Genomic DNA, 25,723 nt, shown 5'->3' on the forward strand with positions numbered 1-25,723 from the left:
CAATATGAACGACGAACAGCAAAATTCAAACCAATCTGAAAATACAAAAAAACCTTTTTTCCAATCTTTATTTGGTTGCTTTTTTCAAGGCGAATTAAAAAATCGTGAAGAACTTGTGGAAGTGATTCGCGATTCAGAACAAAATGATTTAATTGATCAAAATACGCGTGAAATGATTGAAGGCGTGATGGAAATTGCGGAACTTCGTGTTCGCGATATTATGATTCCTCGTTCACAAATTATTTTTATTGAAGATCAACAAGATTTAAATACTTGTTTAAACACAATTATTGAATCCGCTCATTCTCGTTTTCCTGTGATTGCCGATGCGGATGATCGCGATAATATAGTGGGCATTTTGCACGCAAAAGATTTATTAAAATTTTTACGTGAAGATGCGGAAGTCTTTGATTTATCTTCATTATTGCGCCCCGTCGTGATTGTGCCAGAAAGCAAAAGAGTGGATCGTATGTTGAAAGATTTCCGCTCAGAGCGTTTTCATATGGCCATTGTGGTGGATGAATTTGGTGCGGTATCAGGTCTTGTTACCATTGAAGATATTTTGGAACAAATTGTTGGCGATATTGAAGATGAATTTGATGAAGAAGAGGTTGCGGATATTCGTCAGCTTTCTCGTCATACCTATGCAGTGCGTGCGCTCACCGATATTGATGATTTCAATGGGCAATTTAATACGGATTTTGATGATGAAGAAGTGGATACCATTGGCGGTCTGATTATGCAGACTTTTGGTTATTTACCAAAACGTGGGGAAGAAATTATTTTGAAAAATCTTCAATTTAAAGTGACTTCTGCAGATAGTCGTCGATTAATTCAACTTCGAGTCACAGTGCCAGATGAACATTTGGCAGAAATGAATAATGTAGATGAAAAATCTGAATAGGGTTTTATTATCAATTAAATTTATGAATAAATATTTTACTTATCTTATTGCGATTATATCAGGTTTACTCGGTGTTTTTGCCTTTTCGCCATTTGATTATTGGCCTTTGGCTTATGTTTCTTTACTCGGTTTACTTTATGTCGCTAAAAATCCTAAAAAATCCACCGCACTTTTATCCACTTTCTTGTGGGCGATGGGATTTTTCTGCTTTGGAGTAAGTTGGCTTAATGTCAGCATTCATCAATTTGGTGGTGCGTCTTTAGGGGTAAGTTATTTCCTTGTCGGTTTACTTGCGGCTTATCTTGCACTATATCCAATGCTATTTACCTATTTGGTTCAGCGTTTCAAAGTGCAAAGTGCGGTAATTTTTGCCGTGATTTGGACATTGACAGAATTTTTACGGGGTTGGATTTTTACTGGTTTTCCTTGGCTTCAATTTGGTTATACACAAATTGACAGCCCATTTTATGGCATTGCCCCTATTTTTGGCGTAACAGGATTAACGTTCTTTACTGTTTGGGCAAGTGCGGTCATTTTTAATCTCGTTTCTTCTTTGTTTAAAACGAAAAACCTTAAATTAGTTTTAGCGAATGCTTTGTTATTGATTATCATGGGGGGATTAAGTGCTTATTCATCGCAAATTCACTTTGTAAAATCTGTTGAAGATAAGGCAATTTCAGTCACGCTTGCACAAGGTAATATTGAACAAAATCTTAAATGGGATCCTAATTATTTCTATTCTACTTTGGCGATTTATCAAAAATTAATCACAGAAAATCTTGGTAAAACTGATTTAATTATTTTGCCTGAATCAGCTTTGCCAACGCTTGAAAATGCGATTACGCCATTTTTTGAGGGATTAGAGCGTGCAGCTAAAGAAACGAAAACGGAAATTATGGTTGGAACTGTATTCCAAGATACGAAATCTAGTAAGTTATTAAATTCAATTATGACTGCAGGAAACCCAGATTTTCCTTATCAACCAGATACGCCAAATCGTTATAATAAACATCATCTTGTGCCTTTCGGGGAATATGTTCCGCTAGAAAGTATTTTGCGACCACTTAATTCAGTGTTTAATTTACCAATGTCAGCATTTCAAAGTGGGGAGGCAGTTCAACCCTCTTTAATCGCAAAAAAACGTGCTTTTTCGCCAGCAATTTGTTATGAAATTATTTTCGGCGAGCAAGTGCGACAAAATTTGAAACAAGATACGGATTATTTGCTCACGTTATCTAATGATGCATGGTTTGGCGATTCTATCGGGCCTTGGCAACATTTACAGATGGCAAGAATGCGTGCTTTAGAATTAGGCAAACCGCTTATTCGTGCAACGAATACAGGAATTTCAGTTTTTGTTGATGCGCAAGGTAAGGTATTAGCGCAGGCACCACAATTTATTGAAACAACTTTGACTTATAAAATTGCACCTGCGGAAGGCAAAACCCCTTATTCTGTATTAGGAAATATGCCTTTGTATGCTTTGTCTTTATTGTTTTTACTCTTGCATAGTATGATGGCGTTTATTCGTCGCAAGATGAATATCCGATAAAAACACCAGTTAAAATGACCGCACTTTTTCACTCATATAAATAAACATTATGCGCATACCAAGAATTTATCATCCAATATCCCTTGAAAATCAAACTCAATGTTATCTTTCAGAAGACGCAGCAAATCACGTTGCTCGAGTATTAAGAATGACAGAAGGCGAACAGCTTGAACTCTTTGATGATTCTAATCATATTTATCCAGCAAAAATTATTGAGTCAAATAAAAAGTCCGTAAAAGTAGAAATTTTAGGGCGTGAGCTTGCGGATAAAGAATCCAATTTAAAAATCCATTTAGGACAAGTGATTTCTCGCGGAGAACGAATGGAATTTACCATTCAAAAATCCGTAGAATTGGGGGTAAATGTGATTACTCCATTATGGTCAGAACGCTGTGGCGTAAAACTTGATGCAGAGCGAATGGATAAAAAAATCCAACAATGGCAAAAAATTGCGATTGCAGCTTGCGAACAGTGCGGTCGTAATAGCGTGCCAGAAATTCGTCCATTGATGAAATTGCAAGATTGGTGTGCAGAAAATGATGGTGCATTGAAATTGAATTTACATCCACGCGCGCACTATTCTATTAAAACCTTACCGAGTATTCCATCTGAGGGTGTTCGTTTATTAATTGGCTCGGAAGGTGGATTATCTGCACAAGAAATTGCACAAACTGAACAGCAAGGATTTACAGAAATTTTATTAGGAAAACGTGTTTTACGTACTGAAACTGCATCACTTGCAGCGATAACTGCATTACAAATTTGTTTTGGGGATTTAGGCGAATGATGGAATTACAAGGAAAATTTTTGATCGCAATGCCACATTTAGACGATTATTTTAATCGCACGGTAGTATTTATGTGTGAGCATAATGAACAGGGTTCAATGGGTTTGGTCATTAATCAGCCGACAGATTTAAGCATTGCGGAACTTTATTCAAAACTCAATTTTATGATGAAAAATGACCGCACTTTTGGTAACGAAATGGTGGTCGCAGGCGGGCCTGTGCATACAGAAAGAGGGTTTATTTTACATAAGAATACGCTTAATGCCTTTCAGCATACTTATAAAGTCACAGAGGAACTTTCAATGACAACCTCCGCTGATGTAGTGGAAACGCTCGGTTCAACTTTTGCACCTGAAAAATATCTTGTTGCACTAGGATGTTCAAGCTGGGGGGCTGGTCAGTTAGAAAAAGAAATCAGCGATAATGCGTGGTTGGTGGCGTCATCTAAGGATCAAATTTTATTTGATATGCCCTATGAAGATCGTTATATGGCAGCCAATCAGTTACTTGGTATTCATCCTTATAATTTTGCCTTAGCGCAAGTGGGGCATAGTTAATGGGAATTACCGCTCTAGCTTTTGATTTTGGCACTAAAAGTATCGGTTGTGCCATAGGGCAAAGTATTACAGGTACAGCACAAGCCTTGCCCGCTTTTAAGGCACAAGATGGTATGCCAAATTGGGAAGCGATCGAAAAATGCTTGCAAGAATGGAAGCCAGATGTTGTCATTGTTGGTCTTCCTTTAAATATGGACGGAACAGAACAAAATTTGACTTTGCTGGCTCGTAAATTTGCGAATCGTTTACAAGGTCGTTTTGGGGTTAATGTCCATTTACAAGATGAACGACTAACCACCACGCAAGCTCGTAGTGAGATTTTTGAACGTGGTGGTTTTAAAGCATTAAAAAAAGGCAAAGTCGATGGTATTTCAGCCTGTTTAATTTTAGAGAGCTGGTTTGAATACGCTGAATATTAGGTTTACATTGTAAAAATAAACTTCATTTCAGAATGATTAAAGCGCGATTTTATAATCTCGTTTTTTCGCCACCAAATTCATCTAATAAATTTTCGGTGAGTTTGGCTAAAATACCAGTCATCAGTACAAAATCTGCATCGAAACGCTGTGCAAAATCTTCTTTCAGAATATCATCATTTTTTTCACGTATACTATCTGCAAATTTTAAACGTTTGAGGGTGCAATCCTCGTTAAAAACGAAAGTTAAGGTATCTTCCCATTCTAAGGCTAATTTACTTACTACTTTTTTGCCATCTTGCAGAAGTGCGAGAATTTCTTCATTTTCTAAGGGTTGTTTTTTACAACGAATAACGCTGTCTTCCTGATTGCCGCGAAGCTCGGCTTCTTCTAATGCAAGTAACCAATGCGGTAAGCTATCTTGAAGGATCCAATTGGTTAAAATCGTGCTGGGTTCATTAGCAAAGGCTAAAGGCACGACAGGAAGCGAGCCTAGGGATTTACGCAGTAATGCAAGTGCATCTTCTGCGCGTTTACTCGATGCGGCATCAATATGAATAAGATTATTTTCCGTATCAATCCACAGTGCCGTATGCTGATTTTTACTAAATGCACGAGGTAATAAATTCATCACAACATCGTCTTTTAATGTCTGTTTTTCTACCTTTTTAAGTTTGCGATTTTCTTTTTGTTCAAGGTTTTCAATGCGTTCATCAAGTTCACGTTTGACCACATTTGCTGGCAAGATTTTTTCTTCTTTTTTGGCGATTAATAGAATTTGTTTTCCAACAGAAAAATAGAGTAAATCACTTCCTCGTAATGGAGCAGACCATCCAAATTTACTTTGATCTTGAGCACCGCAAGGATGAAATTGACAATCTTCCAGTTGAGTTTGTAGCTGTGCAAGATCCCAATCTAGCGGTTTAGTCAGTCTATAAGTCATTAAATTTTTGAACCACATCGTAACACTTCCTTAAATATAGGGTAAAATGTGTAGCATTATAGCCCATAACAATAGGAAAAACGATGCAACACAAATTGATTGCCTTTATTGGCGGCGGTAATATGGCACAGGCTATTATTCTTGGCTTGTTGAAACAAGGTTATCCTGCCGAGCAAATTATTGTGAATGATCCGAATGAGGAAAAAAGAGCATTTTTTGCCAATCTTGGCGTGACAACTTCTGAAAATAATGTGGAAAGCGTAATCAAAGCGGAAGTTGTATTGCTTGCGGTAAAACCTCAAATGATGGCTGAAGTTTGTTCGCCACTAAGTGCGGTGGATTTTTCCGATAAATTATTAATTTCCATTGCTGCGGGGATTTCAACTGAACGCTTGAACGCATTAATTCCAAGTGCGAACGCAGTAGTGCGTGTTATGCCAAATACGCCCGCATTGGTGGGCGAAGGCATGGCAGGTTTATTTGCACCGAAAAATATGAGCGAAAATCACCGCACTTTTGCAAAAGATTTATTGGGGGCAGTGGGAAGAACGGTTTGGGTGGATGATGAAACTCAAATGCACGCAGTAACTGCCGCTTCAGGAAGTAGCCCAGCTTATTTCTTTTTAATGCTAGAAGCAATGCAGAAAGCCTTAATTAAAATGAATATTGATGAAAAAACTGCCCGTGAATTAGTGCAGCAATCAATGCTCGGTGCAGCAAAAATGGTAGCAGAAAATCCGCAAATTGCACTTTCAACTTTGCGTGAAAATGTTACTTCAAAAGGCGGCACCACCGCGGCAGCGTTAGCCGTATTTGACGCACAACATTTTAATCAAATAATAGAGCAAGCTATGCAGGCTTGTTTATCTCGTTCACAAGAAATGGAAACTTTATTCTGATGCAACTTCGTCCTTTTTATTGGCTCGCACTGAGCTTTCTAGGTTACTACTGCGCTTATGGCGTATTTTTGCCGTTCTTCCCCGCATGGTTGAAATCACAACAATATGGCGAAGAAATGATTGGCTTAGTTATCGGGAGTGCTTATATTTTCCGATTTGCGGGCGGATTATTTTTTTCATCGCTGATTAAAAAAGCCAATCATATTATTAATTCCTTACGCCTATTGGCGTTAGCATCGGCCATTATTATGGCGGCAATGAGTTTAGTTGCACATAATTTTTGGTTGTTATTTATTGCTATTGGTTTATATGCCTCTGTGAATTCAGCAGGAATGCCAATTGGGGATTCGTTGGCATCCACTTGGCAACGCCAAATCGGCTTAGATTACGGCAAAGTACGTTTAATTGGCTCTGCTGCCTTTATCCTTGGCGTAGTGGTGTTTGGTGGCATGATTGGCTGGGTTGGCGAGCAAAATATCGTGTGGATTTTAACCGCACTTTTATCTTTCTATACCATCATTCAGCTTTTAAAACCGACCATTCCCCCAAAAGATGAAATACCTGAAGGCAGCGATCAAAATCATATTGGTTTTATTGCTTTACTGAAAAATCCAATGACATTGCGAGTAATGATTGCAGTGGGACTCATTCAAGGCTCTCATGCGGCTTATTATGTTTATAGCACGATTTATTGGACAAGTATTGGGATCTCCATTTCTCAAACTAGCTTACTTTGGGGCATTGGCGTATTAGCAGAAATTGTATTATTTTTCTTCTCTCGTCGCTTATTTCAAAATATTTCTATCAGCGTGCTGCTTTATATTTCTGCGATTGCGTGCGTTGGACGCTGGGCTGTAATGGGATATATTGAAGATTTTTGGTTGATATTCTTATTGCAACTTATGCATAGTTTGACTTATGCCGTGTGCCATTATGCGATTGTTCGCTATATCACTACGCAACCGCAAAGCCATATTGCGAAATTACAAGGTTTGTATAATGGTTTATCCAATGGTGTGTTAATTGCCATTTTTACCGCGATTGCGGGAACGATTTATCCAACGTCGCCAGCGATGACATTTGTATTGATGAGTATCATCGCGGCTGCTGCATTTTTTGTGATTCCACGCAAGTTAAATGCCTTTTTGATTGTTCAGCATAAATAGGACGCATCGCTTCCTTGTAGAAAAGTAATATGAAAAATCTTGCGCTTATTGATTTGTTTCTTAATGAATATTGGATTGAAAAAGGGCTTTCAGAAAATACCGTTCAATCTTATCGTTTGGATTTAACCGCACTTTGTGATTGGTTGGATAAAAATGACTTGTCTTTGGAAACTTTAGATGCTGTAGATTTGCAAGGTTTTCTGGGTGAACGTTTGGAGAAAGGTTACAAAGCCACTAGCACCGCGCGAATGTTAAGTGCAATGCGTAAACTTTTCCAATATTTATATCGGGAAAAATACCGAGTGGATGATCCAAGTGCGGTGCTAAGTTCGCCTAAATTACCCAGTTGTCTGCCAAAATATTTAACTGAGCAACAAGTGTCAGATTTGCTCAATACGCCAGATGTGGACGTGCCTTTGGAGTTACGAGATAAAGCAATGTTAGAGTTGCTCTATGCAACGGGGCTTCGTGTAACGGAGTTAGTTTCGCTTACGATTGAAAATATGAGCGTACAACAAGGCGTGGTGCGCGTGATTGGTAAAGGGAACAAGGAACGTATTGTACCAATGGGGGAAGAAGCTGCCTATTGGGTTCGTCAATTTATACTTTATGGTCGTCCTGTTCTCTTAAATGGGCAGAGTTCTGATGTTGTGTTTCCAAGTCAGCGCGCACAGCAAATGACTCGTCAAACTTTCTGGCATCGTGTAAAACATTATGCCATTCTCGCGGATATTGATGCGGATACACTTTCCCCTCACGTTCTTCGCCATGCTTTTGCTACGCATTTAGTGAATCATGGTGCGGATTTACGTGTGGTGCAAATGTTGCTAGGACATAAAGATTTATCCACAACACAGATTTATACTCATGTGGCAAAAGAGAGATTGAAACGATTGCATGAAAGATTTCATCCTAGAGGATAATTTCGGGGTAAATTTTTATAGTTTAAAGATTGATTGTGGATTTCTTATTGATTAATTAATTTGACACACATCACAAATTTTGAATAAAAAATTAGACAGTTCAAGCATATTTTGCTATCTTTCGAAAAATTTCGACATTTATTCTATCGAAAAGTAATTTTGGATTCTAAAATGAAAAAAATCACGCTTTTTTTTACCGCACTTTTATGCTTATTTTCAACTTCTGTTTTAGCCGAATCTAATTTAATACCTAAACAATGTGAGCAATTATTTAAAGAAACAGAAAATTTGATTGCCCAAGCAGAAAAACAACCTGGAACCCACATTCAAGTAAATAAAATCAAAAGTAAACTAAACCAAAGCAAACAACAAATTCTTCAAATGGAATTAGCGACTCAGTTAAAAAGTTGTGAAGTGGGTTTAGCAAAATTAAGTAATTTGAAAAGTTATAGTGAGTAATTAAAAAAGCCTTATTGAGTACAATAAGGCTTTTTTAGTAGTTAAATTTATCTAGTCTGATAATTTCTGCAGACCGAAATGGCGATAAGTTTTCGATGTTGCAATACGTCCACGTGGCGTTCTTTGTAAAAAACCCTGTTGAATCAAATAAGGCTCTAAAACATCTTCAATGGTATCACGTTCTTCGCCAATAGCAGCAGCAAGATTATCCAGCCCTACAGGTCCACCATCAAAACGCTCAATAACTGCAGACAACAATTTTCTATCTAAATAATCAAATCCAGCATCGTCTACATCCAACATTGAAAGCGCTTGTTTTGCCACATCTACCGAAATTACTCCCCCATTGCGTACATCTGCATAATCACGCACGCGTCGTAATAAACGGTTTGCAATTCGAGGTGTGCCTCGTGAACGACGAGCTACCTCGAAAGCGGCCTGCTGTTCTAATTCAAGATTTAAACAGCCAGCACTTCGTGCCACGATAGAGGTTAAATCTTCTACAGAATAAAACTCCAAACGTTGCACAATACCAAAACGATCACGCAATGGCGAAGTCAAAGAACCCGCTCTAGTGGTCGCACCAACCAAAGTAAAAGGTGGCAAATCTAATTTAATAGAACGAGCAGCTGGCCCTTCGCCAATCATAATATCTAATTGATAGTCTTCCATTGCTGGATAAAGGACTTCTTCAATCGCAGGGGAAAGTCGATGGATTTCATCAATAAATAATACATCGTGCGGTTCAAGATTAGTTAGCATTGCAGCCAAATCGCCCGCTTTTTCTAATACTGGCCCCGATGTCGTACGAATATTCACGCCCATTTCATTTGCCACAATATTAGCAAGGGTTGTTTTTCCCAAACCGGGAGGGCCAAAAATCAACAAATGATCTAAGGCATCTTGACGGAGTTTGGCAGCCTTGATGAAAATATCCATTTGCTCGCGTACTTGCGGCTGCCCAACATAATCTGCTAATAGTTTAGGGCGAATAGCGCGGTCAATAACATCTTCATCAACCTTAGCTTGCCCACTAATAATTCTATCTGCTTCAATCATATCTTTCCTACAGTGCGGCTTTTAACGCTTCGCGGATAACTTGTTCACTGGTTAATTCTGGCTTAGCAACTCGTTTCACCATTTTTTCTGCTTCTGAAGGTTTATAACCTAAAGCAATCAAGGCTGAAATAGCTTCATCAGATGAATTTTCTGTATGCGGTTCAATAGATGGAACTGACGGAATATGAGTACTTTCTACAAAGAAATCACTTTGTTTTACACCTTTAAATTTACCTTTAAGTTCAACTAACAAACGTTCAGCAGTTTTTTTGCCAACCCCTGGGATTTTAGTGAGTTTAGAAAGTTCTTCTCTCTCTATCGCATAGGCAAATTGTTCGACCGACATGGCGGATAAAATCGCTAAGGCTAATTTAGGCCCCACCCCATTTGTTTTAATTAATTCACGAAATAAAGTGCGGTCTGTTTTTTGGGCAAATCCAAAGAGTAAGTGAGCATCTTCCCGAACAACAAAATGGGTGAATAAAGTCGTTTCTTGACCAATTTCTGGTAAATCATAGAAACTCGTCATAGGCAAAAGCAATTCATAGCCTACGCCTTGCACATTAAGTAAAATTTCTGGAGGTTGTTTTTCTAAAAGAATGCCTTGTAAGCGACCGATCATAATTCTTCCGAATGATAAAAAATTTAACGCATAGAATAAAATAAAACTGGACGAACATCCAGTTAAATTTTTAATCTAAAGCGTCCTCGGCTATATCTGGTCTTTAAAAGTGCGGTCATTTTTTCTTGCGTTTCTGTCACTTTCACAGAATTGGCAATATGTAAAGAATGTTGAATAGAATGCGCGTGTGTAATCGCGATAGCCAAGGCATCCGCAGCATCGGCTTGAGGTTTATCTGACAACTTCAAAATACGAGTTATCATTTCTTGCACTTGCACTTTATCAGCGGAACCAATGCCCACAACCGTTTGTTTTACTAAACGTGCGGCATATTCAAAAACAGGTAAATCATGATTTACTGCCGCCACAATCGCCGTACCTCGAGCCTGCCCTAGTTTTAAAGCTGAATCCGCATTCTTCGCCATAAACACTTGTTCAACCGCAAACATATCAGGTTGAAATTGCGTGATAATTTCAGCCACTCCAGCATAAATCCGTTTCAATCGGGTGGGTAAATCTTCAACTTGAGTGCGAATTGCACCACTGCCGAGATATTCCAAATGTCTTCCTGTTTGACGAATCACACCATAACCCGTTACGCGAGAGCCGGGGTCAATACCTAAAATAATGCTCATAATTTCTATAAAAAATGGGTAATTAAATTACCCATTTATTGCATCATTAAAGTTGAGATGCCACTTCGTCACTGATTTCACCGTTGTGATATACGTTTTGTACGTCATCACAATCTTCCAACATATCAATTAAACGAAGTAATTTTGGTGCGGTTTCAATATCAAGATCAACGGTTGTTGATGGAATCATCGTTACTTCAGCTTCTTGTACTTTAAAGCCAGCTGCTTCAATGCCATCACGCACTGAACCTAAATCTTCCCAAGCAGTATAGATTTCAAATGAACCATCATCTTGTGGTTGAATATCATCAGCACCTGCTTCGATAGCCGCTTCAGTTAAGGCATCTTCGTCCGCTTCTGCGATTAAGATTAAACCTTTTTTGCTAAATAAATAACCAACAGAGCCTTCTGTTCCTAAGTTACCACCACATTTAGTAAAACTTGGGCGAACCTGTGAAATGGTGCGGTTTGCATTATCACTTAAACATTCAACCATAACCGCTGTACCACCTGGGCCATAACCTTCATAGATTTTGGTTTCCATATTGGTGTCATCGCCACCGCCTACACCACGATCAATAGCGCGGTTGATAGTATCGCGCGTCATATTGTTGCTAAGTGCTTTATCTACTGCTGTGCGTAAACGCGGGTTAGCACTCACATCACCACCACCAATTTTAGCTGCGGTAACAAGTTCACGAATTAATTTAGTAAAAATTTTACCGCGTTGTGCATCTTGTGCTGCTTTGCGGTGTTTAATATTAGCCCACTTACTATGGCCTGCCATGTTGTTTTCCTTCTATTTATCTTTAAGAATATATTTTCTAATTGCTTCCGCATTATTGGAAGATTTTGTCATTTGGATTGCTTGTTCAGGGGAAACCCATTGATATGCCAAATGTTCACTTAATACTGGTTCGAATTCTTGCTCCATTGCCAATAAAAACCAATGTTCACGGCAATGCGTCACATTCGGTGCGTATTTATATCGGAAATGTGGAAAAATTTCAAATTCTATGCTCTCTTTGCAATCGAAAAGTGCGGTGGAATTTTCCGAAATTTCTAACCGCACTTCTTCCCATAGCTCACGAATTGCTGTGTTTTTTGGTGTTTCACCACTTTCAATGGTGCCAGTAACAGACTGCCAAAAATCAGGATCATCTTGGCGTTGGAGCATTAAAACTAGATTTGTATCTTTAGCGTAAATTACAACGAGAACAGATTGATTATTTTTGTATTGCATCATTAAAAATGCGGTCAAATCTGACCGCACTTCATTCCTAATATTTCAAACTTATTCTGCTTTAACGACAGAAATTGCCAACTCTTCCAACGCTTGCGGATTCGCAAAACTAGGCGCTTCTGTCATTAAACAAGCTGCAGCCGTAGTTTTCGGGAAAGCAATTACATCACGAATGTTTTCCGTGCCTGTTAAAAGCATAGTTAAACGGTCTAAACCAAATGCTAAACCTGCATGTGGCGGTGTGCCAAATTTTAACGCATCTAATAAGAAACCGAATTTTTCGCGTTGTTGTTCTTCGTCAATGCCAAGAATACGGAATACGGTTTGTTGCATTTTCGGATCGAAAATACGTACTGAACCACCGCCTACTTCATAGCCATTGATCACCATATCGTAAGCATTTGCTACCGCACTTGTTGGATCGGCTTCTAATTGCTCTGGGCTAAAATCTTTTGGCGACGTAAATGGATGGTGCATTGCGGCAAGATTGCCTTCATCATCACGTTCAAACATTGGGAAATCAATCACCCAAAGTGGTTGCCATTCGTCTAAACGAGTTAAACCTAAATCGCGACCTAATTTCAAACGCAATGCACCCATTGCATCCGTCGTAGTTTGCCATTTGTCTGCACCGAAAAATAAAATATCGCCAGTTTGTGCTTTCATACGTTCTGCTAATGCTTTCCATACCTCTTCATTTAAGAATTTCGCAATCGGGCTTTGTACGCCTTCAAGGCCAGCATTGATATCATTTACTTTCGCCCAAGCCAAACCTTTTGCACCGTAAATTCCAACAAATTGTGTATATTCATCAATTTGTTTACGAGTGATTTCTGTACCATTTGGTACACGAATGACTGCCACACGGCCGTTTGGATTGTTTGCAGGCTCATTAAATACTTTAAATTCAACATCTTTGACGATATCAGCTACATCAACCATTTCTAATGGGTTACGCAAATCTGGCTTATCAGAACCAAAACGACGCATTGCTTCTTGCCAAGTCATCACTGGGAACTTACCTAAATCTACACCAATGGTATCAAGCCATAAGCCGTGTACCATACGTTCCATAATTTCACGTACTTCTGGCGCAGTTAAGAAAGAGGTTTCCACATCGATTTGAGTAAATTCAGGCTGACGATCTGCACGTAAATCTTCATCACGGAAACATTTTACGATTTGATAATAACGGTCAAAACCAGACATCATTAAAAGCTGTTTGAAAAGCTGTGGTGATTGTGGCAACGCATAGAATTTGCCTTTATGTACACGGCTTGGCACTAAATAGTCACGCGCACCTTCTGGCGTTGCTTTGGTAAGCATTGGGGTTTCAATATCAAGGAAACCATTGTCATCCATAAAACGACGCACAAAGCTGGTAATTTTCGCACGGGTTTTCAAACGTTGTGCCATTTCAGGGCGACGTAAATCTAAATAACGATATTTTAAACGTTGTTCTTCCGTATTGTTTTGGTTAAAGTCGAGAGGTAACACATCAGAAGCATTGTAAACACGCAATTCTTTCGCTAACACTTCCACTTCGCCTGTCGCCATATTTTTATTGATTTGGTTTTCAGGACGCGCGATCACTTCACCCTTAATTTGGATACAAAATTCGTTACGTAAACCCGCAGCCGCTGTCAATGCTTCTTGATATTTCGGATCAAAACAAACTTGCACAACGCCATCACGATCACGCATATCAATAAAAATTAAACCACCTAAATCACGACGGCGATGAACCCAACCGTTTAATGTTACGTCTTGTCCGATATTGTTACGGTTTAATGCTCCGCAATAATGTGTACGCATCATTTCAAAATCCTTTGTACTCTTTTAATTATGCTCAAAAATCTGCCACAATTATAGCGGAAAACCAAGAGAGATAAAAAGGTTATTTATGCTGACAAATCAATCAAAAAAGCAAAGAAAAGTAATAAATGTTCAAAATAAAGGCTTTTTTGTGCCATATCATCAGATTTTTTGTTATATTGTGTGGCTTGTTGAGATTAAATTACGTTAAGGATAACCACATGCTATTTATCAATATTACTTTTGCCTGTATTTTAGCGATCCGTTTTTACAGTCTGTCTATTTCAATTCGTCATGAAAAAGCACTCATTGCAAAGGGTGCAATACAGTATGGTAAACGCAATTCCACACTGTTGTCCATTGCCCATGTTGTATTTTATTTTGCGGCGATCATTGAGGCTAATAACCAAAACTTGTCATTTAATAGCACTTCACAAATAGGGTTAGCGATTTTAATTTTTGCTATTGCAATGCTATTTTATGTGATTTATGAGCTAAAAGAGATTTGGACAGTAAAACTTTACATTTTACCGGAACATCACATTAACCGCTCTTTCTTGTTTAAATATGTACGTCACCCGAATTATTTCTTAAACATTATTCCCGAGTTAATTGGTTTATCGCTTTTCTGCCAAGCAAAATATACCGCATTGATTGGATTACCCATTTATTTGCTTATCCTAGGCGTGCGTATTAAACAAGAAGAAAGTGCCATGGCGCATTTATTTCCTAAATCATAATTTATTAAATTTCTTCTAAAATAATGCCCCTTTCTCTCTGCCTTTAACACATTATGGTAAAAGATACTCTATTTTCTACCCCCATTGCTAAATTGGGGGATTTCATCTTTGACGAAAACGTTGCTGAAGTCTTTCCAGATATGATTCAACGCTCCGTGCCGGGCTATTCCAACATTATTACTGCAATCGGTATGCTGGCGGAACGTTTCGTCACGGCTGATAGTAATGTTTATGATCTTGGTTGCTCGCGAGGTGCCGCCACACTTTCTGCACGTCGAAATATTCATCAACCAAACGTAAAAATTATTGGTATCGATAATTCTCAACCGATGGTTGAACGTTGTCGCCAACATATTGCGGCATATCATAGTGAGATACCAGTAGAAATTCTCTGTAATGATATTCGCTACATTGAGATTAAAAATGCCTCAATGGTCATTCTCAACTTTACCTTGCAATTTTTACCGCCTGAAGATCGTATCGCATTGCTTACCAAAATCTATAAAGGCTTAAATCCAAATGGCGTATTAGTACTTTCTGAAAAATTCCGTTTTGAAGATACCAATGTTAATAATTTGCTTATTGACTTGCACCACCAATTCAAACGTGCCAATGGTTATAGCGAACTTGAAGTGAGCCAGAAACGCACTGCACTTGAAAATGTGATGCGTACAGACTCTATTGAGACACACAAAGTGCGGTTAAAAAACGTAGGATTTTCACAAGTAGAGCTTTGGTTCCAATGCTTTAATTTTGGCTCGATGATTGCGGTTAAATAAAACAACAGCGATTTAATCTTCTTACTTGCATACAGCAATTGAAATGATTAGTATATACTTATTAAATACATAGTATATACAGGAGGGTAAATATGCTTGCTAAAGTGTTTCAAAGTGGTAACAGCCAAGCTGTTCGGATCCCGATGGACTTTCGTTTTGATGTCGATACCGTAGAAATTTTCCGAAAGGAAAATGGGGATGTGGTATTACGCCCAGTTTCTAAAAAAACAGATGATTTTCTTGCGTTATTTGAAGGATTTGATGAGACCTTTATTCAAGCACTTGAAGCGCGTGATGATTTACCGCCTCAGGAGCGAGAAAATTTATGATTTATATGTTAGACACCAATATCATTATTTATTTAATGAAAAATCGCCCCAAAATTGTTGCCGAACGAGTATCACAATTATTGCCTAATGATCGCTTAGTTATCAGCTTTATTACTTATGCTGAACTTATTAAAGGCGCCTTTAGTAGTCAAAATTATGAGCAATCAATACGAGCAATAGAATTACTTACTGAACGAGTAAATGTACTATATCCCAATGAACAAATCTGTTTACATTATGGCAAATGGGCAAATACACTCAAAAAACAAGGGAGACCTATCGGAAATAATGATCTATGGATTGCTTGTCACGCATTGAGTTTAAATGCTGTTCTTATTACACATAATGTAAAAGAATTTCAGCGTGTTACAGATCTTCAGTGGCAAGATTGGACAAAATAGATAATTCTGATTTTTTATTTTACTTATGACATAATCTGTTTAACTCAACTAAAAAAGGACAAACCGATGCAAATTTTACACACTATGTTACGCGTGGGTGATTTAGATCGTTCAATCAAATTTTATCAAGATGTTTTAGGTATGCGTTTATTACGCACCAGTGAAAACCCTGAATACAAATATACACTGGCTTTTTTAGGTTACGAAGATGGCGAAAGTGCGGCAGAAATTGAATTAACATACAACTGGGGTGTAGATAAATATGAACACGGCACAGCATATGGACATATCGCTATCGGCGTAGATGATATTTATGCGACTTGTGAAGCTGTTCGTGCAAGCGGTGGTAACGTTACTCGCGAAGCAGGGCCAGTTAAAGGTGGCTCAACCGTCATTGCTTTTGTTGAAGATCCAGATGGTTATAAAATTGAATTTATCGAAAACAAAAGTACTAAATCTGGTTTAGGCAACTAAAGTGCGGTCAATTTTTATTGTATTTTTAATAACGTAGGGATTCCTACGTTATTTTATTTTTAAGAGATAGATTATGTCCGATTCTCAAGAAATCCCTTATCACAACCAATTAAAAAATCGCTTTCGTGGCTATTTCCCCGTCATTATTGATGTTGAAACTGCAGGTTTTGATGCAAAAAAAGATGCGTTACTCGAACTAGCCGCCATCACATTAAAAATGGATGAAAACGGTTATTTGCATCCTGATCAGAAATGCCATTTTCATATCGAGCCTTTTGAAGGAGCAAATATTAATCCTGAGTCCTTGAAATTTAATGGCATTGATATTCACAATCCATTACGTGGTGCAGTATCTGAACTTGATGCAATCACGGGGTTATTTCAAATGGTGCGTCGAGGACAAAAAGATACGGATTGCCAACGTTCTATCATTGTGGCGCACAATGCTGCTTTTGACCAAAGTTTTGTGATGGCTGCTGCTGAACGTACCGGCGTAAAGCGTAATCCCTTCCACCCTTTTGGCATGTTTGACACGGCAAGTTTAGCAGGCTTAATGTTTGGTCAAACTGTTCTTGTTAAAGCCTGTCTTGCTGCTAAAATCCCCTTTGATGGGAAACAAGCCCATTCAGCGCTATATGATACCGAACGCACGGCGGAATTATTCTGTTATATGGTCAATCATTTAAAAGATTTAGGTGGCTTTCCCCATATTTCTCAAATAGATGAAACAGAAAACACAGCAGAAAATCAGACCGCACTTTAAAAAAACTAAAAAAGTGGTTGCAATCGTTTGATTTTTCCAGTAGTTTAAAAGCAATTCTTATTTGGAGATAAAAAATGAACATTATCCGTCGTCACCATCATCACCATTCAACTGAATAATCTTTCAGGTTTTTGGTGTGCTTGGAAGATTTCTTCCGAGCTGACTGGATAATAAAAATCTTACCCCTCGGAAGGCTACTTTCGAGGGGTTTTGTTTTATTTATGATATAGGAGGCATTAATTTAGCGTTATTATTTATTCAATAAAAATTTTAAAGTAAAGTATTTATCATTTAATTTACAAGGAAAAACACAATGTTATCAAACCCCGTTGTTATCTCGATCATCGTTTTGCTGGCACTTAGTTTGCTACGCATCAACGTTATTATCGCACTGGTGATTGCTGCACTTACCGCAGGATTTATCGGTGATTTAGGTTTAACTAAAACCATCGAAACCTTTACAGGCGGCTTAGGTGGCGGTGCTGAAGTCGCAATGAACTATGCAATGCTTGGTGCGTTCGCTATTGCTATTTCTAAATCAGGTATTACCGATTTAATCGCTTATAAAATCATCACAAAAATGAATAAAACACCAACTGCTGGCAATTTAACTTGGTTCAAATATTTCATTTTTGCGGTGTTGGCATTGTTTGCCATATCTTCTCAAAACTTACTTCCAGTGCACATTGCCTTTATTCCAATCGTTGTACCACCGCTGCTTTCAATCTTTAACCGTTTAAAAATTGATCGCCGTGCAGTAGCTTGCGTACTTACATTTGGTTTAACTGCTACCTATATGTTATTACCAGTGGGCTTTGGAAAAATCTTTATCGAAAGTATTTTAGTTAAAAACATTAATCAAGTAGGTGCGACCTTAGGTTTACAAACAAATATAGCGCAAGTTTCTTTAGCAATGTTGTTACCTGTTATTGGAATGATTTTAGGCTTACTCACAGCCGTATTTATTACCTACCGTAAACCACGTGAATACAATATCAATGTTGAAGAACCGACAACCAAAGATATTGAAGCTCACATTGCTAATATTAAACCAAAACAAATTACTGTAAGTTTAATCGCAATTGTTGCGACCTTCGCGACACAATTAGTCACAAGCTCAACTATCATTGGCGGTTTAATTGGCTTAATTATTTTCGCACTATGTGGCATTTTCAAACTAAAAGAAAGCAACGATATTTTTCAACAAGGCTTGCGCTTAATGGCAATGATTGGCTTTGTAATGATTGCAGCTTCAGGTTTTGCAAATGTGATTAATGCTACCACTGGCGTAACAGATTTAGTACAAAGCCTAAGTTCTGGTGTTGTGCAAAGTAAAGGTGTTGCCGCATTATTAATGCTTGTTGTTGGTTTATTAATTACAATGGGTATTGGCTCATCATTCTCTACAGTACCGATTATTACATCAATTTACGTACCTCTCTGTTTATCTTTTGGTTTTTCTCCATTAGCGACAATTTCTATTGTAGGCGTAGCAGCGGCTTTAGGAGATGCAGGTTCGCCCGCATCAGACTCAACATTAGGCCCAACATCTGGCTTGAATATGGATGGCAAACACGATCACATTTGGGATTCTGTTGTACCTACCTTTATTCACTATAATATTCCATTATTGGTATTCGGCTGGATTGCAGCAATGTATCTTTAACGATTATAATCCCCCACTTGGGGGATTCTTTATGACTGTTCAACAACTTATCCAACGCTTAGATCAAAAAGTTCAACAACTTTATCAGAGCAACTTGCCGCAAGAAGAAAAAATCTTCGCCAAATTTGACCGCACTTTATTTAGTGAAAACGGACAAACTGTTGCCTTTTATCTAAAGGAAATTAATCAAATCCTTGATAAAATAAAATCCCTACAATCAGAAAATCCTGATCATTACATCTTCATTACCAAACGCTTACTTGCCCAATGTACTGCGCTATCAGAAGCACTCACGCATAAAAATAAGCCTTTTATCATTAATACGAACCCCACTCCGCAGCCGCAAAAAAAATCTCAACATAACATTCATAAATTACCGCCAAGAGAACGCCTAGAAAAATATTACGAGGCACGAGAGCAGTTGAATAATCTTTATCGACAACATAAAGATTTAGCACAAGCTGAAAAAAATAATGATGAAAAAATACGTTATACGCAACTTGCGGAAAGTTATAAAAAACGCTTACAGAAATGCCAAGATGCAATCGATCTTTTAGAAGAATATTTGGTATTTAAAGAAGAATTAGAAAACCGTGAAAATACGGAAAATAGATGATGAGAAATAAAAAACTAATTCTTCCGAATTAGTTAGCTCGTAAAAATCGATGGCGGAGGAATAGGGATTCGAACCCTAGGAGGGCGTAAACCCTCGCCGGTTTTCAAGACCGGTGCCTTCAACCACTCGACCATTCCTCCGTGATTTAATGCGCGTGAATAATACGTTCTCTAATAAAAACCGTCAAGTAGAAATAATCATATTTATTCTAAATGATTATTTTTACTACAGCTTATAAAATAAAAAGAATTGACGTAATTTTGGTTACGCCAATTCTTTCTATTTTTATTTTTGATTATTCTGCTTTTGCACGAGTAGGTTCAGAATAAACGTGGCTAATTGCACAATGATGTCCCGCCGCACCTTTTCCATAGAAATAATAACGAGAATCCTGCCAAGCTCTAATTGGGAAAGCCTCTGGCATTTCATCACTCGCTTTCGCCAAAGTCATCTCAGCTTTAGTATGAATCACCGAAGAAATAGTACCTAAACGTCCATTAAATTCATAAGTGCGGACAAATTTTGATACGTTCTCGACCGTTTCAGGTTCATTTACATTAATTGCTGGCTCGATAGATTCAACAACTTCTTGAGGTTTATATGAATTTAAACGCTCTAAAGATTCTTGCACCTTTTTCTGTACCGATTCATTAGCTGGTTGAGTAATAAAATCTAATGCAGGTTTTACATCAAGGGATTTTTCTTCAACGACAATTCCCATTGCTGGCGTGATAAACCCTTTTTTAGTTTTCTCTTGCTCAAGCAATTCATCGACAGATAAGAAATGATTTTCTTTTGGCAGATTTACCGTTGAATAATCAATCCAAGCCTTGCCACTTGCCAATTCAGGTGAAGCCACCGCAGCAAACAATGGCATTGGCGATTTTGGCTCTTGATTACGGCGACGACGCTGATTATTCGCTGTACGCAAATGACGTGGAGTACGACGCTGACGCTCTTGATGTTCAGAACGTTGGTTCTGATGAACGGGTTTTTCATCATTTTGAACTACATCCACTTCTGGCATTTTTTCAGTCGTGTTCAAATTATTTTCAACAACTGTTTCATTATCTTCAACGCGCACGCGTTTACGTAAATCACGACGTTGGCGACGTTGAGTTACAGGCTCAGTTCTTTCTTCTTTAGTCTCAAAAACAGGTGTAGAATTTACCGCACTTTCAGCGATACTTTCTTCCACTAAGTTACGGCGTGGACGGCGTTGATTTCGCTCACGGACATTGCGAACCTGTTCTTCAGTTCTTTCCGCCTCGTTATTTTCAGAACGTGGACGACGAGAAGTGCGACGATCCTGCGAACGGCGTTGATTACGATTAGAATTGCGTGAAGTGCGGTTATTTTTTGGTTTGTTTTCTTCAGATTTAGCAGTAAATAAACCTTTAATCTTCGCAATAATTTTGGCTAACAAAGAGGGTTCATTTGATTTACGCTCAACTGGCGTTGGCGCAGCTTCTGAAATAGAAAGCGCAACTGCTGCACTTTCAACCGCAGGCTGTTCAATAACAGCTGTTGTTTCTATATTACGAGAAACCAGTGATTCTTCAGTATTTTCATCTTTCTCACAGTGAATTTTCGCTAAGTTATAGCTTAATTCATTTACTTCTTCGCCATCGCGTAAGCGGAAAACGCTAAAGTGCGGTGTTTCCATTGCTTCATTTGGTGCAACAATAATATCGACATTATGACGCTTTTCAATATTGCTGATTGCTTTGCGTTTTTCATTAAGAAGATAAGAGGCAATTTGTACTGGCACAATGGTATGCACTTGCTTAGTGTTTTCTTTTAATGCTTCTTCTTCCAGCAAACGCAAAATAGATAAAGAAAGAGATTCATTATCACGCACTTTGCCTGTTCCTTGACAACGAGGGCAAATATGGTGCGAAGATTCGCCCAATGATGGGCTTAAACGCTGACGTGACATTTCTAACAAACCAAAACGAGAAATTCGGCTAATTTGAATACGGGCGCGATCTGGACGAACCGCATCACGAATACGATTTTCTACTTCACGTTGATGGCGGATTGGTGTCATATCAATGAAATCGATAACAACTAAACCACCTAAGTCACGTAAACGTAATTGACGCGCGATTTCATCTGCCGCTTCAAGGTTGGTATTTAATGCCGTTTCTTCAATATCGCCACCACGAGTAGAACGTGCGGAGTTAATATCAATGGCGGTTAATGCTTCGGTGACATCAATAACAATTGAACCACCAGAAGGTAAACGCACTTCACGTTGGAATGCGGATTCAATTTGAGATTCAATTTGATAGTGACTGAAAAGTGGCACTTCGCCTTGATAAAGTTTCACGCGATTGATGAAATCAGGACGCACAAGTTTGATATGTTCTTTCGCTTTCTCAAAAATTTTTGGGCTATCAATAAGGATCTCGCCAATATCACGACGTAAATAATCACGAATAGCACGTACAATCACATCGCTTTCTTGATGAATTAAGAATGGAGCTGGACGGCTTTGTGAAGCTTGTTTGATCGCTTCCCAATGATGTAATAATACTTTTAAATCCCATTGTAATTCTTCTGGCGATTTTCCCACACCAGCAGTACGGACGATTAAGCCTACACCGTCAGGCACATCTAATGAACTTAATGCTTCTTTTAGTTCAGTACGTTCATCGCCTTCAATACGGCGAGAAATTCCCCCTGCCCGTGGATTATTCGGCATAAGTACCAAATAACTGCCAGCAAGAGAAACAAAAGTGGTTAATGCAGCCCCTTTATTACCACGTTCTTCTTTATTAACTTGAACGATAACTTCCTGTCCTTCAACCAAAATATCGCGTATATTCGGACGACCTTGGAAAACATAATCATCGGGAAAATATTCACGGGCAATTTCTTTTAAAGGTAAAAAACCGTGACGTTCTGCACCATAATCTACAAAAGCCGCTTCTAAACTCGGCTCAACGCGAGTAATTTTTCCTTTGTAGATATTCGCTTTTTTTTGTTCGTGTCCTGGACTTTCAATGTCCAAGTCAAAAAGGCGTTGTCCATCGACAAGCGCAACACGCAACTCTTCTTTTTGAGTCGCATTGATTAACATTCTTTTCATTGTCAATTCTCTTATTAAATATTTAAAAAACCTCAAAATAAACCGCACTTTGCTTCGTTATCGACCTCGTGTTTCTCGCGCCAGTCAATCTCACGACTGTATGTTGCTGGGTGCATTGATAAGGTTATTAAGCACAAATGTTTGCTTGATAAAACAACGCGATATTCCGCACGCGTTGCAAGCGGCTAATTTATTTTAAGAAAAATGTTGATTATCAATGTCTTATGCCGAGTGCTGCATTGAGTTTTTACCAACAAAACTTATCCTTTTTACGCAAATTCTTAGGAGCAAAAAGACGTTCTATTATCCATAGAAAACGATTAATTGGCAAGGCGAATTTACGTTCTAGCGTTACGTTCATATTACGTTCCATATTACGTTCATAGTACCTTTGTGATATGATTTGCAGCGATTTTCAAAAGGGAACAAAATGACAAAACAAAATGAAAACATCATTAATTCATCCGTAAAAATGCTGACAATTAGTGAAGATGAAAGTGGACAACGAATTGATAATTATTTATTAGCAAAACTCAAAGGCGTACCTAAAAGTTTAATTTATCGCATTGTGCGTAAAGGCGAAGTGCGAGTAAACAAAGGCAGAATTAAACCAGAATATAAACTGCAAACAGGCGATGTTGTACGCATTCCACCCGTTCGTGTCGCAGAAAAAAATGATGCGTCAATTTCAAAAAATCTCAATAAAGTCGCCGCACTTGAAAACCAAATTTTGTTTGAAGATGATTGTTTGATTATGTTAAATAAACCTTCAGGAATTGCGGTACACGGTGGCAGTGGTTTAAATTTTGGTGTGATTGAAGCCTTACGAGCATTACGCCCAGAAGCTCGCTTTTTAGAGCTGGTTCATCGTTTGGATCGCGATACATCAGGCATTTTATTAATTGCGAAAAAACGTTCAGCATTACGCAATTTGCACGAACAACTTCGCGTAAAAACCGTTCAAAAAGATTATTTAGCGTTAGTACGTGGACAATGGCAATCCCATATAAAAGTTATTCAAGCCCCTCTTTTGAAAAATGAATTATCCAGCGGCGAACGTATTGTGCGTGTCAGCGAGCAAGGCAAACCATCTGAAACTCGCTTTAGTATTGAAGAACGCTATACAAACGCTACACTTGTAAAAGCATCGCCAGTCACAGGGCGAACACATCAAATTCGCGTGCATACACAATATGCTGGGCATCCTATTGCATTAGATGATAAATACGGCGATAAAGATTTTGATAAACAAATGAATGAATTAGGATTAAACCGTTTATTTTTACACGCTTTTTCAATTCGATTTGAACACCCTAAAAATGGCGAAACGCTACGCTTTAATGCGCCACTAGATCATCAAATGAAAGCAATTTTGCAAAAGTTGCGGGAAAGCAAATAGACAATATTTCTGTTTATTGCTACACTTGCACACGGAGACAACTCGTTTCTATCAACAAATTTCATAATAACGACAACAAAGGATAGCAAAATGGCAAAAGGACAATCTTTACAAGATCCTTATTTAAATGCGCTTCGTCGTGAACGCATTCCTGTATCAATTTACCTTGTAAACGGAATTAAACTTCAAGGTCAAATTGAATCATTCGATCAATTCGTGATTTTATTAAAAAACACAGTGAACCAAATGGTATATAAACACGCAATTTCAACGGTTGTGCCTGCTCGTTCAGTTTCGCATCACAATAATAACCATCATACCGCTCCAACAGAAGCAGTTGAAAGCGTGGAAACTCAAGCAGAGTAATCACAATACCATTAATGGGTAATCAATATTTATTAAGTGCGGTTGAAAATTCTCAGGAAATTTCAACCGCACTTTTTCCATTTCAAATCGGAAAATTATTTTCCAATTCCATATTGTTTCAATTTATTCGCAATCGCAGTATGGGAAACGCCTAAACGTTGAGCCAATTTTCTCGTGCTTGGATATTCTGCATAAAATAATTTTAGAACTTGTGCCTCATAAGAACCGATGATTTCATCTAAGGTTTTATTTCCAAATTTATCCAAAGAAATTACCGCACTTTGTGGCGGAGCAAGATTTAAACTTTCGATAGTCAAATGATTATCTTGTACCAGAGAGCAGGCACGATAAAGAGTGTTATAAAGTTCACGAACATTCCCTTTCCAATCATATTTCTGCAAATAAAGAAGAAAATCTTTATCGAAAGTTGGTTTTGCAATTTTTAATTCTTCGCTGATTTCCTGTAAAAAACCTTGTGCCAGTGGCTCAATATCAGCCATGCGTTCGCGTAATGGCGGCACATTAAGAGTAAGAACATTTAAGCGATGAAATAAATCAGCACGAACTTTACCTTGCTCAACAAGCAAATGAAGTGGAATTTGTGATGTGCAAATTACGCGTACATTTGCATAATGCTCCTTTTCTTCGCCTACTCGACGAAAAGATCCATCCGTTAAAAAACGCAATAATTTAGCCTGTAAACTCAATGAAAGTTCAGCAATACCATCGAGTAAAACTGTACCCTCATTTGCGTATTCAAAAAAACCAATGGTTTCGCTGTCGCCAACTTTTCGACCAAACATTTCACTTTCGGCATCTTCATCCGGCAACCCCGCACAATTTACTGCGATAAATTTCTTATCACGACGTAAACTCTGATAATGGCAGGCTTTCGCTAACAAATCCTTTCCTGTCCCCGTTTCGCCTTGAATTAACAAAGGCACATCAAACATAGCAAAACGTTTCGCGTTTTCTACCGCACTTTTCATCGCTTCACTTTGCACAATAAAACAATCGAAAGGATTTTGAGGATCAAATTTAGAAATCGTCATATTCAGGGAATGGAGATAATTAAGATATGGCTATGATAATTTCTTTACAACAAAGTGTAAATAT

The 25,723-nt window shown here is 38.2% G+C and carries 28 protein-coding genes, 1 tRNA gene and 1 other annotated feature; of the genes, 19 read left to right on the forward strand and 10 right to left on the reverse strand.

The window, feature by feature from the left end; genetic code table 11:
- Positions 1 to 4 precede the first annotated feature (4 nt).
- From corC to ruvX, 5 genes are read left to right on the forward strand one after another with little or no spacing between them, the layout of a single operon-like run.
- Entirely contained in the window at positions 5 to 904 is a 900-nt protein-coding gene (corC, locus tag ACPT8Q_RS03290) for a CNNM family magnesium/cobalt transport protein CorC (RefSeq protein WP_050948985.1), read from the forward strand.
- 22 nt (positions 905 to 926) lie between these two features.
- Positions 927 to 2,456 carry an apolipoprotein N-acyltransferase gene (gene lnt, locus ACPT8Q_RS03295; RefSeq protein ID WP_076773244.1) on the forward strand — a complete coding sequence of 510 codons (1,530 nt, stop codon included), beginning with the start codon at positions 927 to 929 and terminating at the stop codon, positions 2,454 to 2,456.
- Positions 2,457 to 2,505: 49 nt separating this feature from the next.
- The gene (gene rsmE, locus ACPT8Q_RS03300) at positions 2,506 to 3,243 is read left to right on the forward strand and encodes a 16S rRNA (uracil(1498)-N(3))-methyltransferase (RefSeq protein WP_005691816.1); all 738 of its coding nucleotides are present in this window, start codon (positions 2,506 to 2,508) and stop codon (positions 3,241 to 3,243) included.
- The gene (locus tag ACPT8Q_RS03305; protein ID WP_005654097.1) at positions 3,240 to 3,800 is read left to right on the forward strand and encodes a YqgE/AlgH family protein; all 561 of its coding nucleotides are present in this window, start codon (positions 3,240 to 3,242) and stop codon (positions 3,798 to 3,800) included. The genes rsmE and ACPT8Q_RS03305 overlap by 4 nt, the downstream gene beginning before the upstream one ends.
- Entirely contained in the window at positions 3,800 to 4,219 is a 420-nt protein-coding gene (ruvX, locus tag ACPT8Q_RS03310) for a Holliday junction resolvase RuvX (protein ID WP_050948987.1), read from the forward strand. Before ACPT8Q_RS03305 ends, ruvX begins: the two co-directional genes overlap by 1 nt.
- Before the next feature lie 49 nt (positions 4,220 to 4,268).
- Here the strand turns inward: ruvX and rdgC are convergent, their stop codons facing one another.
- On the reverse strand, positions 4,269 to 5,177 hold the full coding sequence (gene rdgC / locus ACPT8Q_RS03315) for a recombination-associated protein RdgC (RefSeq protein ID WP_050948988.1): 909 nt from the start codon (positions 5,175 to 5,177) through the stop codon (positions 4,269 to 4,271).
- A gap of 65 nt (positions 5,178 to 5,242) precedes the next feature.
- On the opposite strand from rdgC, the gene proC reads away from it, so the two are divergent.
- From proC to ACPT8Q_RS03335, 4 genes are all read left to right on the forward strand, one after another.
- Positions 5,243 to 6,058, forward strand: coding sequence for a pyrroline-5-carboxylate reductase (gene proC / locus ACPT8Q_RS03320; RefSeq protein ID WP_050948989.1), 816 nt, complete (start codon positions 5,243 to 5,245; stop codon positions 6,056 to 6,058).
- Positions 6,058 to 7,224, forward strand: coding sequence for a 3-phenylpropionate MFS transporter (locus tag ACPT8Q_RS03325; protein WP_005660002.1), 1,167 nt, complete (start codon positions 6,058 to 6,060; stop codon positions 7,222 to 7,224). The genes proC and ACPT8Q_RS03325 overlap by 1 nt, the downstream gene beginning before the upstream one ends.
- Before the next feature lie 29 nt (positions 7,225 to 7,253).
- Positions 7,254 to 8,147 carry a site-specific tyrosine recombinase XerD gene (gene xerD / locus ACPT8Q_RS03330; protein ID WP_050948990.1) on the forward strand — a complete coding sequence of 298 codons (894 nt, stop codon included), beginning with the start codon at positions 7,254 to 7,256 and terminating at the stop codon, positions 8,145 to 8,147.
- 171 nt (positions 8,148 to 8,318) lie between these two features.
- Entirely contained in the window at positions 8,319 to 8,606 is a 288-nt protein-coding gene (locus ACPT8Q_RS03335; protein ID WP_005656308.1) for a DUF5339 domain-containing protein, read from the forward strand.
- 51 nt (positions 8,607 to 8,657) lie between these two features.
- Here ACPT8Q_RS03335 and ruvB read toward each other — a convergent pair whose 3' ends face one another.
- From ruvB to aspS, 6 genes are all read right to left on the reverse strand, one after another.
- Complete coding sequence (ruvB, locus tag ACPT8Q_RS03340) at positions 8,658 to 9,665, reverse strand: Holliday junction branch migration DNA helicase RuvB (protein ID WP_011961739.1); 1,008 nt, start codon at positions 9,663 to 9,665, stop codon at positions 8,658 to 8,660.
- 7 nt (positions 9,666 to 9,672) lie between these two features.
- On the reverse strand, positions 9,673 to 10,287 hold the full coding sequence (gene ruvA, locus ACPT8Q_RS03345; RefSeq protein ID WP_050948991.1) for a Holliday junction branch migration protein RuvA: 615 nt from the start codon (positions 10,285 to 10,287) through the stop codon (positions 9,673 to 9,675).
- Positions 10,288 to 10,349: 62 nt separating this feature from the next.
- Entirely contained in the window at positions 10,350 to 10,922 is a 573-nt protein-coding gene (ruvC, locus tag ACPT8Q_RS03350) for a crossover junction endodeoxyribonuclease RuvC (RefSeq protein WP_050847307.1), read from the reverse strand.
- Between the two features lie 46 nt (positions 10,923 to 10,968).
- Positions 10,969 to 11,709 (reverse strand): YebC/PmpR family DNA-binding transcriptional regulator, encoded by a 741-nt coding sequence (locus tag ACPT8Q_RS03355; RefSeq protein ID WP_005662961.1) that lies wholly within the window; start codon positions 11,707 to 11,709, stop codon positions 10,969 to 10,971.
- Positions 11,710 to 11,721: 12 nt separating this feature from the next.
- Positions 11,722 to 12,195, reverse strand: coding sequence for a dihydroneopterin triphosphate diphosphatase (gene nudB / locus ACPT8Q_RS03360; protein ID WP_050948992.1), 474 nt, complete (start codon positions 12,193 to 12,195; stop codon positions 11,722 to 11,724).
- Positions 12,196 to 12,216: 21 nt separating this feature from the next.
- Positions 12,217 to 13,983 (reverse strand): aspartate--tRNA ligase, encoded by a 1,767-nt coding sequence (gene aspS, locus ACPT8Q_RS03365; protein WP_050948993.1) that lies wholly within the window; start codon positions 13,981 to 13,983, stop codon positions 12,217 to 12,219.
- A gap of 218 nt (positions 13,984 to 14,201) precedes the next feature.
- On the opposite strand from aspS, the gene ACPT8Q_RS03370 reads away from it, so the two are divergent.
- The 8 genes from ACPT8Q_RS03370 to priC all read left to right on the forward strand — a co-directional run bounded on the left by ACPT8Q_RS03370 (position 14,202) and on the right by priC (position 19,748).
- Entirely contained in the window at positions 14,202 to 14,720 is a 519-nt protein-coding gene (locus ACPT8Q_RS03370) for an isoprenylcysteine carboxyl methyltransferase family protein (RefSeq protein ID WP_005688985.1), read from the forward strand.
- Positions 14,721 to 14,773: 53 nt separating this feature from the next.
- Complete coding sequence (gene cmoA, locus ACPT8Q_RS03375) at positions 14,774 to 15,499, forward strand: carboxy-S-adenosyl-L-methionine synthase CmoA (protein ID WP_021035687.1); 726 nt, start codon at positions 14,774 to 14,776, stop codon at positions 15,497 to 15,499.
- 92 nt (positions 15,500 to 15,591) lie between these two features.
- Complete coding sequence (locus ACPT8Q_RS03380; protein ID WP_005656316.1) at positions 15,592 to 15,828, forward strand: antitoxin; 237 nt, start codon at positions 15,592 to 15,594, stop codon at positions 15,826 to 15,828.
- Complete coding sequence (locus ACPT8Q_RS03385) at positions 15,825 to 16,229, forward strand: type II toxin-antitoxin system VapC family toxin (protein WP_050948994.1); 405 nt, start codon at positions 15,825 to 15,827, stop codon at positions 16,227 to 16,229. The genes ACPT8Q_RS03380 and ACPT8Q_RS03385 overlap by 4 nt, the downstream gene beginning before the upstream one ends.
- A 66-nt stretch (positions 16,230 to 16,295) precedes the next feature.
- Positions 16,296 to 16,703: a lactoylglutathione lyase gene (gene gloA, locus ACPT8Q_RS03390; protein WP_005688980.1), complete on the forward strand. Its 408-nt coding sequence runs from the start codon at positions 16,296 to 16,298 to the stop codon at positions 16,701 to 16,703.
- 73 nt (positions 16,704 to 16,776) lie between these two features.
- The gene (rnt, locus tag ACPT8Q_RS03395) at positions 16,777 to 17,466 is read left to right on the forward strand and encodes a ribonuclease T (protein WP_021035684.1); all 690 of its coding nucleotides are present in this window, start codon (positions 16,777 to 16,779) and stop codon (positions 17,464 to 17,466) included.
- Between the two features lie 94 nt (positions 17,467 to 17,560).
- Positions 17,561 to 17,682 (forward strand) — a sequence feature (His leader region).
- Positions 17,683 to 17,779: 97 nt separating this feature from the next.
- Entirely contained in the window at positions 17,780 to 19,132 is a 1,353-nt protein-coding gene (locus ACPT8Q_RS03400; RefSeq protein WP_050948995.1) for a Na+/H+ antiporter family protein, read from the forward strand.
- A 31-nt stretch (positions 19,133 to 19,163) separates the two neighbouring features.
- Positions 19,164 to 19,748: a primosomal replication protein PriC gene (priC, locus tag ACPT8Q_RS03405; protein ID WP_050948996.1), complete on the forward strand. Its 585-nt coding sequence runs from the start codon at positions 19,164 to 19,166 to the stop codon at positions 19,746 to 19,748.
- A 50-nt stretch (positions 19,749 to 19,798) separates the two neighbouring features.
- Here the strand turns inward: priC and ACPT8Q_RS03410 are convergent.
- Together ACPT8Q_RS03410 and rne are read right to left on the reverse strand one after the other, a co-directional pair.
- Positions 19,799 to 19,888, reverse strand: a tRNA-Ser gene (locus ACPT8Q_RS03410).
- 155 nt (positions 19,889 to 20,043) lie between these two features.
- Positions 20,044 to 22,842: a ribonuclease E gene (rne, locus tag ACPT8Q_RS03415; RefSeq protein WP_050948997.1), complete on the reverse strand. Its 2,799-nt coding sequence runs from the start codon at positions 22,840 to 22,842 to the stop codon at positions 20,044 to 20,046.
- 430 nt (positions 22,843 to 23,272) lie between these two features.
- Between rne and rluC the strand changes: the two genes are divergently transcribed.
- Positions 23,273 to 24,241 carry a 23S rRNA pseudouridine(955/2504/2580) synthase RluC gene (gene rluC / locus ACPT8Q_RS03420; RefSeq protein WP_050948998.1) on the forward strand — a complete coding sequence of 323 codons (969 nt, stop codon included), beginning with the start codon at positions 23,273 to 23,275 and terminating at the stop codon, positions 24,239 to 24,241.
- Between the two features lie 90 nt (positions 24,242 to 24,331).
- Positions 24,332 to 24,607 carry an RNA chaperone Hfq gene (hfq, locus tag ACPT8Q_RS03425; protein ID WP_005649254.1) on the forward strand — a complete coding sequence of 92 codons (276 nt, stop codon included), beginning with the start codon at positions 24,332 to 24,334 and terminating at the stop codon, positions 24,605 to 24,607.
- 95 nt (positions 24,608 to 24,702) lie between these two features.
- Here hfq and ACPT8Q_RS03430 read toward each other — a convergent pair whose 3' ends face one another.
- The gene (locus ACPT8Q_RS03430; RefSeq protein WP_050948999.1) at positions 24,703 to 25,659 is read right to left on the reverse strand and encodes a sigma 54-interacting transcriptional regulator; all 957 of its coding nucleotides are present in this window, start codon (positions 25,657 to 25,659) and stop codon (positions 24,703 to 24,705) included.
- Positions 25,660 to 25,723 lie beyond the last annotated feature (64 nt).

Origin of the sequence: Haemophilus sp. HN_Hi10 (genome assembly GCF_049821985.1) — a bacterium.
GTDB classification, from domain to species: Bacteria; Pseudomonadota; Gammaproteobacteria; order Enterobacterales; family Pasteurellaceae; genus Haemophilus; species Haemophilus influenzae_D.